Below are 12,527 nucleotides of genomic sequence, written 5' to 3'. Positions count from 1 at the left end.
AAATAATATGCTTTAAGTTTTTTTGTGTTTATTATATTTTAAAACATCGTTAATAAATATGTTTGCTATTTTGGGATCAAACTGTGAACCACTACATCTTATAATTTCTTCAATTGCTTTTTCTTGATTCATGGCTTTTCGATAAGGTCGGTCAGCAGTCATCGCTTCGTAGGAATCAGCAATACTAATAATTCTTGAAAATAGTGGTATTTGCTCAGCTTTTAAACCTCGAGGATAGCCATTCCCATCCCATCTTTCATGATGTGATAAAGCATGTTCAGCTAGATCAGAATATTCATCTGCTGCTCTCAAAATCTGATAACCAACTTCAGTGTGCGTTTTGATTACTTCAAACTCTTCTTCAGTTAGTTTACCTGGTTTATTTAATATAGAATCTGGAATCGATATTTTTCCGATATCATGATAAAGACCTGCAAGTTCAAGTTCGACTAAATCATCACCTTTAATATGAAGTGCTTTACCAATACTTTTACATAAAGAACTTACCTTTAGTGAATGGATCTTTTCTTCTTCGAATTTATCGGTTAATGTATTTAATATCGCTTTAATCGCGTGATTTCTAACACTCATACCTTCTGATATTTTATGTTTATACATATCATTTTCAGCATATTTCATGACTTCTAATATATCATCACTTATATTTTCTTTAATATGATAACCCATTGCGATTGAAAGATGTAAATTTTGGATTGATATTTGAGAAGAAAGCTTTTTAATCCTGTCTTTTGTTTTTTCAATTTCTTCTTTATTACAATTAGGAAACAAGAATGCAAATTCATCTCCACCGATTCTAGCAACGATTGATGATGAGTTAATTGAATTTTTCAATAAGTCACTTATTTTCTTAAGTGCTTCATCACCAGTTTGGTGACCATATGCATCATTTATAATTTTTAATCCATTCAAGTCCGCCATTAAAACACCAAGTGGATAAAATTTTGGTTGATCATATTCACTCAGCTTCTTTGTGAAGAACCTTCTATTATATAAACCTGTTAAATGATCAATATAACTAATGCGTTCTATCTCTTTTTGTCTCATCACTTGATCAGTGACATCCAAAACGCTTGAGACATAAGTTGTATCATTTAATTTCGAATTATATGCTGATATATAGCGAAAAACTTTACCATCTTTTTCAAGCGGAATGTTTTCCCAAGTTGTACGATTTGGATCTCCGCTTTCTAAATCTTCTAATACTCTTTTTTTGATTTCTTCTCGATAGCTTTCATTTTCATAAACAACATCCCAAAAAGCATTTACTTCCTCTAGTTTCTCTTTTGTTGTCCCATAAATTTGAGCAAACTTGTCATTCATATATATATTTTTAACATCCGGAAAAACTTCATTAACTGCCAGTCCTACAGGAATACTATCAATCATTGACTCCAATAAATTTTTTGATTCTTCTAACTCTTTTTCTTTTTTGATTTGATCACTGATAATCTCGGTATATAAAATCATTCCACCAATAGAATCATCTTTTGAATACCACGGTCTACATTCCCATCTCGTATAATCAATAGTTCCATCATCACGTTTTATTATTTGGCGGTCATTGCTCAAAACTTCACCTTTTAATGCTCTTTGATGAATCTCTTTGAGTGCTTTAGGTAGATAAGGGAAAACATCATAATGGTTTTTACCGATAATATGATTATGTTTAACTTTGTGGTCAACCATATATTTATCACTTACATATACATAATTCATTTCATCATCAAAAACCGCAATCGCACTTTTATCATGCTCGATTACATAACGCATTAAATCATATGAATGCTCTAGAGATTTCTGCATTTCAATTTCATGTGTGATTTCAGTGTGTGTACCAGACATGATTAAAGGTTTCTCTTCTGTTGTCCACTTAATGACTTTACCACGATCGTGAACCCAAACCCAGTTCCCATCCTTATGTTTCATTCTTATTTTGGTATCGTAGAAATCTTTTTTCCGATCAAACACTTCACTTAATCTTTGATTAGATATCTCGTTATCTTCTGGATGTAGTAGATCAATCCAAGTTTTAATGCTTATCGGTGCTAACTCTTCGAGTGTATATCCACAAATTTCTGCCCATCTTTGATTGAAGACACATGCTCCAGTTTGAACATTCCATTCCCAAGTACCAACATGAGTTGCTTCAATCAGATTTTTTAAACTTTCAGATGTTTTATCGTTTCTATTGATCACAATGTAGATAGCTATGGAAACTAAGATTTGAACAAATGACTCTGTAAATGCTACATTGGGCCAACTTTGAATATAAACTGCTTCAGAGATAACATGAATTGCTGTTAAATAAAAAACAGCAGGAATAAGAAACTTCTTATACCATGCAGCAACAATTAAGATGACGATGTAGTTAACTTGAACAATATAGGTGTGAAAAGAATATCCGCTATGATAATAAATAAGTAAAAACGAAGATAAAGCCATTATAAAGATGAATATAGGTAATTTCAATTTATGGTTCATAGTCATAATCCTTTCACTGCAGTCAACCATAATATCAAGGTTGTTATACCTATTATACAGTAATTCGTTTCGATATTGAAAAATTTGATTTGTTTAATGACTGGTATATTATATGAATATAATAAAAGAAAAAAATCTACTTGAATAGATTTTTATTTTTGTAATTGGAACTTTGAATTAAAGAATGTTGAAACACCAAACTTTAAAACAAAAAAAGTTGTTAGAGAAACACTTCCTAAAATGCCCATCATAATTGCAATCTGATAAAGGATTGCAGTTGTAGGAACTACTCCTGATAAAATTTGACCTGTCATCATCCCAGGAAGGAATATAATTCCCATACCTAGCATGCTGTTAAGCGTTGGCATGATTGCTTGATCAAAAGCATTATTAACAATTTCTTTTGTCGATTGTTTAAGGTTTGCTCCTAATAACATATGTGCAACTATTTTTTCTTCATCATGTTTAAATGCATAGATCATATTAGATAGTCCTAATGTGATTCCTGTCATGCTATTTCCAATGATCATACCTGTTATTGGAATAATATATTGTGGATTAAACATAGGTTCTATTTGAATAACAACCCATAGAAAATAAAACAATACAGGAAGTCCTCCAAGTGGTAGTGATAGCAAAACCACCTTTTTTAATTTCAATGATAAATCATTTTTAAACTTTCTAAAAATCGTGTAAATAGAGAATGAAACCATTAATAATACAACACCTAATGTTATCAATACATGATCTGTATCAAATATCCAAATCAGTACATAACCCATGATAATTAACTGTAGAGTCATTCTAATGGTTGCAAACAACAATATCTTTTCTCGCTTAATCCCTCTTCTATTTAGAATGAATAGTAAAATAATAACGAATATATAACCTAATGAAACTTGAAGAAAGGTAATATCTATCATAAAGATACCTCCTTTTTCATCTCACTTAATCGTATAACATTGTCTGCATATTCATTTGCGATATCAAGATTATGGGTTACCATAATCAATGTTTTTTTCGTTTTTCGTATGTATTCAACAATCACTTTAATAATCAATTTCTCGCTAAATTGATCTAAAGAACTGGATGGTTCATCTAATAGATAAACATCAGCATCTAATAACAAAATTCTTGCAAGTGCTAATCTTTGTTGTTCACCACCTGATAATAATGATGCATCATCATCAAGCTTTTTATTTAATTGCACTTCTTTTAAAATATTTAATAAATCTTCTTCTGTAAATGATTTATGATGGTAGTTCAAGCCAATCATTAAATTGTCACGAATTGTATATTTGAAAATATGCGCCTTTTGAGGTAACAAGATAACCTTTTTTCGATGTTCAATAGAATTCATGTCATCTAAAGGTTGATTTTGGAAATAAATAGTTCCTGTAGTAGGACTAATCAGTTTAGCAAGCATTTTAAGAAGTGTCGTTTTTCCTGTACCACTGTCGCCTACCAAAAAATTGATTTGATTACCTGGTATTTTCATTTCCTTAATCTTTATAAAATCCTTGAACGTTACATTTTTAAATTCAAACATAGGATCCTCCAATTTGATGGTATCATATGCTTTATTTTATCATTTTTTTAGATAAGATACTCATGTATATTTGAATTATGCAATCTTAACTTGATATGGTTTTCTATTTTTATACTGTGTCACATAAGTAAATCCTGCTTCTTTTAGAAGTTTTAAACCAAGTTTGAAATTATTTTGAAAATCTTTTAGATAATGGGCATCAGATCCAAGTGTTATATATTTCCCGCCAAGTTCCTTGAATCTTTTAATGACTTCAAATTTAGGATGTGTTACACCAAGGCCATAACGTATTCCAGATGTATTAAGTTCAATGCCTTTATGATTCTCAATAATTTTCATTAAAATTTTGTCAATAATGTCTTTATATAGCTCATAATCGTAATCTCTAACTTCAAACCCACCATATCGTATAATATAATCAATGTGTCCATAGACATCATAGTTATCATAATTTTCTACATTATATAATACGTTTTCAAAATATCTTTGATAACTTTCCTGTTGGGTTTTACCTTTGAAAAAATCACCATTATATAAATCCAGCCCATCACACATATGTGTTGAACATATAACAAAATCAAACTGGTGTTTTTTTAGAAAATCATCCATGCGTTGATTTAAATGCTTTTGATATCCTATTTCTACTCCCATAAGTATATCGATTGGATAGATTTTTTTTAGATGTTCTATATTTTTTTCGTAAACATCATAATCTATTAAATGATGGAAAATGGGTTGAAAAAAGTCGAAATCAACATGGTCTGTAAATAATACACCCGGTAGATTTAACTCCATGGCTTTCTCAATATATTGTTCCTTTGTTAAATTGGGATCAGCATCTGGTGATGCTTGTGTATGCATATGATGGTCGATCAATTTTATATTCATAAGTTATTTTCTCCTCGTGCATAGCTCTTTTTCTATATCTTTTGGGGTAATGCCTTGATTCACCATGAGAACAAGTATATGATACACCAAGTCACTGATTTCATAAACTGTTTCGTCTTTAGATTGGTTTTTTGCACCGATGATGATCTCTGCAGTCTCTTCTCCGACTTTTTTCAATATTTTATCTAAACCTTTATTAAAAAGGTATGTTGTGTAGGAACCCTCGATTGGTTCATTTTTTCTTAATTGAATGAGTTCAAAGATATCGTTAAGTATATTTACGTTTGAAGATTGATTATTGGCATCATTAAATAGTTCAGTGTAAAAACAACTCATCTCTCCTGTGTGGCATGCGACTCCAATTTGATCAACTTGAATGAGTAGTGTATCTTGATCGCAATCATAAGCTAGTGATTTTACATACTGGATATGTCCTGAAGTTTCACCTTTTTTCCATAAGGTATTTCTACTTCTACTATAGTAATAAGCTTCTTTAGTATCAATCGTTTTTCCTAATGCTTCAGGATTCATGTACGCGAGCATAAGAACTTCTTTTGATAATACTGATTGAACAATCACAGGTATTAATCCATCTTGATTATACTTTACTTTGCTGATATCAAATGTTTTTTTCATTGTTTTCCTCCTTAATGTATCTCATTGGTATCTTAAGCAAACTTAACTCTTTTTTTAAGGTGTTAATTTTTATGTCTCCATAATGGAAGACTGAAGCTGCTAATATACCATCAACATTGGCTTCTTTGATTGCATCATAGAAATGCTTGATTGTTCCTGCTCCACCTGATGCAATTACTGGCACATTAACTTGATCGGTTATTGCTTTAAGAAGTTTGATGTCATAACCATTTTTCATACCATCTTCATCGATGCTATTAACAACAATTTCACCTGCACCAAGTTTCGCTCCTTGTACTGCCCACTCAACTGCATCTAAGTTTGTTTTTGTTCTTCCTCCATGTATATATACACTCCAAGAACCTTGATCATTTTTCTTAGCATCAATGGATAAGACGACACATTGAGCTCCAAATTTTAATGATGCTTTAGTGATTAAATCTGGGTTTTTTACTGCACCAGAATTAATTGAAATTTTATCTGCACCTTTTCTAAGAATCATTTGAAAATCTTCAATAGTTTCAACACCACCTCCTACAGAAAAAGGTATTTGTAAATTTTTAGCAACTTTTTCAACAAATTCTAAGGATATTTTTCTTTGCTCAGATGATGCAGTTATATCATAAAAAACCAATTCATCAGCACCTTCATCACTGTATTGCTTTCCTAATCTTGCTGGATCATCTACATCATGAATATCACCAAACTGCGTGCCTTTTACAACACGTCCATTTCTTACATCTAGACATGGAATGATGCGTTTTGCAAGCATGCTAATGCCTCCTTTAATGTAAATTTGTTCTCATAAATAGCTTTACCGATAATCGCTCCATAAAGACCTATTCGATTTAATCTTTCCAAATCGGATAGACTCGCTATGCCACCTGAGGCTATAATGTCTAGACTTGTATTTTTCTTTAACATTTCATAGTCATTAAAATTGGGACCCATCAGCATACCATCTTTAGCTATGTCGGTATAAACAATCGTTTTTATGCCAATCAGTTCAAGTTTTTTGCATAAATCGATTGCCTTAACTTGAGTAACTTCTGTCCAACCTTTGGTTGCTACTAAACCATTTTTCGCATCGATGGATACTATAACTTGATTTGGATAAAATCGTGACAACTCAGTTAAAAAATCAAAGTTTTCTATCGCTGAAGTTCCAATAATAACTCGATTAATTCCAATGTCTAGTAAACTTTTAGCACGCTCTAGTGTTCTAACTCCACCACCAACTTGTATTGGAATATTGATTGATGATCGAATGGTTTTAATTGTGTCTAATTGATTTTTGTTGATATCTTGTGTTGCATCTAGATCAACAACATGCAAATAAGCTGCTCCGTCAGTTTCAAATCTTTTTGCAACTTCACTAGGTTTTATATCATAAACTTTTTGTTGATTAAAATCACCTTGAATAAGTCTTACACATTTGTTGTTTTTTAAATCGATTGCTGGAAATAATATCATATCAGTATCTCCTTATATGCTCTTAGAATATTTAAACCAACTTGACCGCTTTTTTCTGGATGAAATTGAGTAGCAATGATATTGTCTTTTTGAACAATGGCAGGTACTTTTAATCCATAGTTCGTATAAGCAACTAAATCTTTATAATCTCCATTCACATAATAAGAGTGGACAAAATAAACATAGTCACCTTTTTGAATATATTTTAAAAGTGGATGATTTTCTTTGTAAAATGATAAGTCATTCCAACCCATATGAGGAACTTTAAGATCTACATTCAAATAATCAATAGTTCCTTTAAGTAATGCTAACCCTTCGAAATCACCATTCTCATAACTTCTCTCATAGAGTAGTTGCATTCCTAAACAAATACCAAATAAATATTTCTTACTTTTAACATGGTCTAAGATTAATGGAATAAGCCCCGACTCTTTCAATGCTTCCATCGCATCTTTAAAAGCACCAACACCGGGTAATATTAATGAATATGCTTTTTTTATTAATTCTGGATCTTTAGATATGACAGTGTCAATACCTGCTCTATCAAAACCTTGTTTGACTGATTGAAGATTCCCTACATCATAATCAAGAATGACATGCATTATAGAACCCCCTTTGTTGATGAAACATTTCCATCTATGACAAGGCACGCTTCTTTAAGTGCTCTACCAAATGCCTTAAACATTGATTCTATTTTATGGTGTTCATTTTCTCCATACAAGTTTTCTAGATGTAAGTTCAATCTAGATTCATTTACAAATGATTTAAAAAACTCAAAAACATTTTGAGTATCCATTGTACCAACTTTATCTCTGTTAAAAACCGCTTTAAAGACCAAGAAGGGTCTATTACTAATATCAATAATGACTCTACTAAGTGTCTCATCCATTGGTAAATAGCTTAATCCATACCTATTAATTCCTCTTTTATCTCCTAATGCTTGGTAAAGCGCTTGACCTAAAGCAAGACCAATGTCTTCAATCGTGTGATGGTCATCAACTTCCAAATCACCATTCGCAATAACTTTTAAATCGAAGTTTGCATGAAAAGCAAACAATGTTAGCATATGATCGAAAAAAGGTATACCAGATTGGATATCAATGGTACGTGTACCATCTATATTAAGACTTAATTCAATTTTCGTTTCTAGTGTGTTTCTATTAACAATCGCTTTTCTCATCAATAATCTCCTTTAAGTTCGCTATAAGCATTTCATTTTGTGCTCTAGTCCCAACTGTCACTCTATAATAACCTACCAGTAGTCCACCAAACGATCTGATCAGTATTTTTCTTTCAACAAGCTTTTTAAACAAATCAATGACTTCGCACTTAAAGAAAATAAAATTTGCCTCTGAAGAATATGTTTGAAGACCTAAGGAACTTAATTTTTGATCTAAAACACTCTTTTCTTGCTTGATTTGATTGGTAAACTTGATCATTTTATCGACTTGTTTTAATGCTTGTATTCCTATAAATTGTGTAATACTATTTAAGTTATATGGTGACTTCACCGTATTTAAAGCATGAATAATATCTTGATTTGAAACCAAATATCCAAGTCTAGCACCAGCAAGACCAAATGCTTTAGATAATGTCCTAAGGACAATCAAATTATCAAATGACTCTACATACGATACAAGCGAATCTTGATCTGACGAAAACTCAATATAAGCTTCATCTAAAACAATCAATGATTTTGTATTTTGAACCAGTTCTATGATTTCGCTATGATCAAATTTAAATCCTGTCGGATTATTTGGACTACAAATAAAAATAACTTTTGGATTCAGTTTTTTCGCTAAACCAATCATTTTGATCATATCTAGTGAAAAATCCGGTTCACTTGAAACTGCTACATAATCCGCAAAATATATTTTACTAAAAATAGAATACATACTAAAACTTGGCTCAAAACTTAATATCCGATCTTTAGGCTCAATAAAGGTCTTTAATATAAGTTCAATCATTTCACTAGATCCATTACCAGCAATAATCAATTTGTGATCAACTTTAATAAATTCTTGAATACTTTTTCTTAATTCGAATGCTGAAGAATCAGGATACCGATTAACTTCAATTTCATTCATCATAATCCCTTGTGGAAATAAATAGTTTTCACTTTCGTTTGCATCTAGTTTAATGGTGTAAGGTATATCATTTGGTTGATAAGGTTTTAAATCTTTAACAACGTTTTTAACCTTCATCCTGATTCTCCTTTTCAAATCGAATAGCGATTGAATTTGCATGTGCGGTTAATCCTTCTTCAACTGCTAATCTTATGATTGAGTCTTTTGAAGTTTTGAGCGCAGTTTTACTGTAATATACGATTGACGTCTTTTTCATAAAATCTGTAGTTGACAAGGCTGAAGAAAACCTCGAAGTCCCTGAGGTAGGTAATGTATGATTGGGACCAGCAAAATAGTCTCCTACGGGTTCTGGAGTATAATTCCCGATAAAGATTGCTCCTGCATTTTCAATGCGTTCAATAAGCTCAAACGGTTCTTTAACCATTATCTCTAAATGTTCTGGTGCAATTTGATTTGCTATATCAATTGCTTCATCAATGGTTTTGGTAACAACGATTGCTCCAAATTGCGTTAATGATGATTCAATAATGTCTTTTCTATCTAATGTCTGTATTTGACGCTCGATTGCATTAACAACTTGCCTTGCTAATTGGTTAGAATTCGTAACTAGAATGGCTGCAGCCATGACATCATGTTCTGCTTGACTCATTAAGTCAGCAGCAATGTATTCTGGATTTGCTTTTTCATCAGCAATAATCAGAATCTCACTAGGCCCTGCAATCATGTCTATACCAACATACCCGGAAACCATTTTTTTAGCTATTGCTACATAAATGTTTCCTGGTCCAACTATTTTATCAACTTTAGGTATCGTTTCTGTCCCATAAGTTAACGCACCTATAGCCTGTGCACCACCAATTTTGTATATTTCATCGACTCCACATAGTTTTGCAGCAACCAATAAAGAATCTTTTATCTCACCATTTTGGTTTGGCGGGGTAACCATGACCAATTTTTTTACACCAGCTATTTTTGCTGGAACAGCATTCATCAAAACTGTTGAAGGATATGCAGCTGTCCCGCCAGGTATATAAATACCCACACTTTCAATAGGCTTCATTCTTTGCGTTAAAATAATATTTTTAGTGTCCTTTAAGGTATATGACTCTACTTTTTGTATTTCATGAAATTTTTTGATGTTGTTATACGCTAACTTTAAATCTTCTATAAGTAAAGGATTTATATTTTTTATAGCATTTTCAATTTCTTTATCACTTACTTTGAATTGAGAAATATCAGCTTTATCAAATTTTTTGGTATACTCAAAAGCTTTAAGGTCTCCATATTCTTTAATATCATTTAAAATGGCTTCCACAGATTCATTAACCTCATACAAGTCAAATTGAGTTCTATTTAATAATTTGGTCAGTTGGTTAAGATCGTTTTCTATTATTTTCATCATTTGAAACATCCTCCATTACTTGATTAAGCTTTTTGATTAAATCATTTATTTTTTCGAAATTAAATCGATAACTAACACGATTTGAAATCAATTTTGCTGATAAATCATACATTTCTTCAATGATTTCTAAACCGTTTGCTTTTAACGTCCCACCAGTTTCGACAATATCTGCAATCACATCAGATAAGCCCACAAGTGGTGCAAGTTCTACAGAGCCATTTAATTTTATAATTTCTATTTTCTGATTTTTTTCATTAAAATATTTCGCAGTCATGTTTGGATACTTGGTAGCAACTCTTAATCTCTCATCTTGTAAATGATGTTTGCTATCTTTAAATCCCGCAATAACAAACTTACAATACCCAAAAGACAAATTCGATAACTCATAGACTTCTAGTTCTTCTTCTAAAATATTGTCTTTACCAACAATACCTATATCAGCAACACCTTGATTCACATAAGTCATGACATCAATACTTTTAACAATCATATATTTTATTTTCTGTTTTTCATCGATAAACACAAGTTTTCTAGACTTTAAATTAACAGGTCTTGCATAACCTATTTTTTTAAGCATTTCAATAGATTCATCACCTAGCCTACCTTTAGGTATTGCGATGGTTAAATATTTTTTATTCATCATGTGATTACCGCCTTAATCAGTTCGCTTAGGTTTAATGAAAATCCCGTTGCGGGTATTATTTTTCCAAATTGTTTTGTCATTTGATCATATCTACCACCGCTTAAAATAGGCGTTGGAACATTTTCTAAATAACCTTTAAATGTTATTCCATCATAATAATCATATTTTGATATAAGTGATAAATCATAAGTAATCATCTGATTATTATCATTTTCTAATAATTTTTCATTAAGTGTTTTCAGTTCTTCTATTGCTTTTTTCAAATCAGAATTAATCACGTATTCCTCTAATCGTTTTAAAATGCTTTTTAACGACCCTTGAAGTTCAAAAATACTACTGATTAAGTGAGTGTTTATCTCAGTTGAAACTTGAGTTTTGATAAACTGCATTAACTCAGGATGATTTTTATCAAATATAATACTTTTTAGAATTCTTTCTTGATCAAGGTTTATTCTTAAACTTCTAATCAATTCTTCTATAAACTTTTGATTCCCAATCTCTAGTAAAAATCGCTTATTGAAAGACTCAAAAATATGCATAATTAAGCTCATAACTTCTATATCAGCAGTTTCACGACTCCCTAAATATTCCACACCAAATTGCTTCGTCTCCTCAATCCGTTTACTAGATCTTTGAGAAAAAGTAGTTGATAGATAAAACATCTTCATTATTTCATCATTCTCTATTTTAGGTATAACCTGTTTAATAATATTCGATGTTACATCTGGCCTTAATATTGATATGGATCCATCGTTATTTAACAGTTTAACAAGTTCATTCTTATTAACTCTTTTGTTCATATTGATAAACCAATCGTATGGTTCAAAATAGTCAGGTTCTACTTTGATATATCCTTTTTCATACACAAGTTTTTCTAGCTTTTGATTCAGTTCATACCTAAAATTTAGGTACTTTATTTCTTCTTTAATATTTGTAAATTGCATCGCTATTCTCCTTTTAATAAAATAAAAAACCAGATAGACTAAAATCTATCTGGCATCAATATGCTTTATATGATAGATACGAGTCCAATTCAACAGAATAAGGGCTCGTATCTTAAAACGTCTAAGCGTTTAGATATCAAACCCGGTTTTATGATGATGATGAACTTGTGTCAATAAATTATAATTGTTTTTCATAAATCTCCTTAACGCATGAGTTATGCGTATGAATTGGATATATGATAGCACATCCATAAGATTACGTCAACAAGAAAGTCATTTTAATCTAAATTTTAATATATAAACCTTGTACGTGCGTATTCTTTGATTGAAACACATTTCTTTAGTATATTATTATTAGACACAATAAAGAAGGTATAGATGCATGAGCAATTATCGTATTTTA

Annotated in this window: 13 protein-coding genes; all 13 read right to left on the bottom strand. The window is 31.1% G+C overall.

All coding sequences use genetic code 11. From position 1 onward, the window contains the following. Positions 1-12: 12 nt before the first annotated feature. Entirely contained in the window at positions 13-2,502 is a 2,490-nt protein-coding gene (locus QJ521_RS08650; RefSeq protein WP_282840073.1) for an HD domain-containing phosphohydrolase, read from the bottom strand. Positions 2,503-2,654: 152 nt separating this feature from the next. Then, positions 2,655-3,425 (bottom strand): ABC transporter permease, encoded by a 771-nt coding sequence (locus tag QJ521_RS08645; protein ID WP_282840072.1) that lies wholly within the window; start codon positions 3,423-3,425, stop codon positions 2,655-2,657. Next, on the bottom strand, positions 3,422-4,051 hold the full coding sequence (locus QJ521_RS08640) for an ABC transporter ATP-binding protein (protein ID WP_282840070.1): 630 nt from the start codon (positions 4,049-4,051) through the stop codon (positions 3,422-3,424). Before QJ521_RS08640 ends, QJ521_RS08645 begins: the two co-directional genes overlap by 4 nt. A gap of 75 nt (positions 4,052-4,126) precedes the next feature. Further along, the gene (locus tag QJ521_RS08635; protein WP_282840069.1) at positions 4,127-4,939 is read right to left on the bottom strand and encodes a histidinol-phosphatase HisJ family protein; all 813 of its coding nucleotides are present in this window, start codon (positions 4,937-4,939) and stop codon (positions 4,127-4,129) included. Positions 4,940-4,942: 3 nt separating this feature from the next. Further along, positions 4,943-5,575, bottom strand: coding sequence for a bifunctional phosphoribosyl-AMP cyclohydrolase/phosphoribosyl-ATP diphosphatase HisIE (gene hisIE, locus QJ521_RS08630; protein ID WP_282840068.1), 633 nt, complete (start codon positions 5,573-5,575; stop codon positions 4,943-4,945). After that, positions 5,559-6,347: an imidazole glycerol phosphate synthase subunit HisF gene (gene hisF / locus QJ521_RS08625; protein WP_282840067.1), complete on the bottom strand. Its 789-nt coding sequence runs from the start codon at positions 6,345-6,347 to the stop codon at positions 5,559-5,561. Before hisF ends, hisIE begins: the two co-directional genes overlap by 17 nt. Next, positions 6,317-7,048, bottom strand: a complete 732-nt coding sequence (gene hisA, locus QJ521_RS08620; RefSeq protein WP_282840066.1) for a 1-(5-phosphoribosyl)-5-[(5-phosphoribosylamino)methylideneamino]imidazole-4-carboxamide isomerase — start codon at positions 7,046-7,048, stop codon at positions 6,317-6,319. The genes hisF and hisA overlap by 31 nt, the downstream gene beginning before the upstream one ends. Beyond that, positions 7,045-7,650, bottom strand: coding sequence for an imidazole glycerol phosphate synthase subunit HisH (hisH, locus tag QJ521_RS08615; protein ID WP_282840065.1), 606 nt, complete (start codon positions 7,648-7,650; stop codon positions 7,045-7,047). Before hisH ends, hisA begins: the two co-directional genes overlap by 4 nt. Next, positions 7,650-8,228, bottom strand: coding sequence for an imidazoleglycerol-phosphate dehydratase HisB (gene hisB, locus QJ521_RS08610; RefSeq protein WP_282840064.1), 579 nt, complete (start codon positions 8,226-8,228; stop codon positions 7,650-7,652). Before hisB ends, hisH begins: the two co-directional genes overlap by 1 nt. After that, positions 8,209-9,252 (bottom strand): histidinol-phosphate transaminase, encoded by a 1,044-nt coding sequence (gene hisC / locus QJ521_RS08605; RefSeq protein ID WP_282840063.1) that lies wholly within the window; start codon positions 9,250-9,252, stop codon positions 8,209-8,211. Before hisC ends, hisB begins: the two co-directional genes overlap by 20 nt. Then, a complete protein-coding gene (gene hisD, locus QJ521_RS08600; RefSeq protein ID WP_282840062.1) occupies positions 9,242-10,537 on the bottom strand; it encodes a histidinol dehydrogenase in 1,296 nt (431 codons plus the stop codon). Before hisD ends, hisC begins: the two co-directional genes overlap by 11 nt. Next, entirely contained in the window at positions 10,509-11,177 is a 669-nt protein-coding gene (hisG, locus tag QJ521_RS08595) for an ATP phosphoribosyltransferase (protein ID WP_347568094.1), read from the bottom strand. The genes hisD and hisG overlap by 29 nt, the downstream gene beginning before the upstream one ends. Continuing rightward, entirely contained in the window at positions 11,177-12,124 is a 948-nt protein-coding gene (locus tag QJ521_RS08590) for an ATP phosphoribosyltransferase regulatory subunit (RefSeq protein ID WP_282840060.1), read from the bottom strand. Before QJ521_RS08590 ends, hisG begins: the two co-directional genes overlap by 1 nt. Between the last annotated feature and the right edge of the window lie 403 nt (positions 12,125-12,527).

The sequence above is a fragment of the Peloplasma aerotolerans genome, assembly GCF_030012175.1.
In the GTDB taxonomy this organism is placed as follows: domain Bacteria; phylum Bacillota_I; class Bacilli_A; order Acholeplasmatales; family Acholeplasmataceae; genus Peloplasma; species Peloplasma aerotolerans.
The sequence above is the reverse complement of the archived record's forward strand: the minus strand, read 5'-3'. Positions and strand labels throughout refer to the sequence as shown.

Coding starts and splice junctions, on each gene's coding strand:
- hisF (WP_282840067.1), bottom strand. CDS start 6,347: ATGCTTGCAAAACGCATCATTCCATGTCTAGATGTAAGAAATGGACGT.
- QJ521_RS08640 (WP_282840070.1), bottom strand. CDS start 4,051: ATGTTTGAATTTAAAAATGTAACGTTCAAGGATTTTATAAAGATTAAG.
- hisA (WP_282840066.1), bottom strand. CDS start 7,048: ATGATATTATTTCCAGCAATCGATTTAAAAAACAACAAATGTGTAAGA.
- QJ521_RS08645 (WP_282840072.1), bottom strand. CDS start 3,425: ATGATAGATATTACCTTTCTTCAAGTTTCATTAGGTTATATATTCGTT.
- hisH (WP_282840065.1), bottom strand. CDS start 7,650: ATGCATGTCATTCTTGATTATGATGTAGGGAATCTTCAATCAGTCAAA.
- hisIE (WP_282840068.1), bottom strand. CDS start 5,575: ATGAAAAAAACATTTGATATCAGCAAAGTAAAGTATAATCAAGATGGA.
- QJ521_RS08635 (WP_282840069.1), bottom strand. CDS start 4,939: ATGAATATAAAATTGATCGACCATCATATGCATACACAAGCATCACCA.
- hisB (WP_282840064.1), bottom strand. CDS start 8,228: ATGAGAAAAGCGATTGTTAATAGAAACACACTAGAAACGAAAATTGAA.
- hisC (WP_282840063.1), bottom strand. CDS start 9,252: ATGAAGGTTAAAAACGTTGTTAAAGATTTAAAACCTTATCAACCAAAT.
- hisD (WP_282840062.1), bottom strand. CDS start 10,537: ATGATGAAAATAATAGAAAACGATCTTAACCAACTGACCAAATTATTA.
- QJ521_RS08590 (WP_282840060.1), bottom strand. CDS start 12,124: ATGCAATTTACAAATATTAAAGAAGAAATAAAGTACCTAAATTTTAGG.
- QJ521_RS08650 (WP_282840073.1), bottom strand. CDS start 2,502: ATGAACCATAAATTGAAATTACCTATATTCATCTTTATAATGGCTTTA.
- hisG (WP_347568094.1), bottom strand. CDS start 11,177: ATGAATAAAAAATATTTAACCATCGCAATACCTAAAGGTAGGCTAGGT.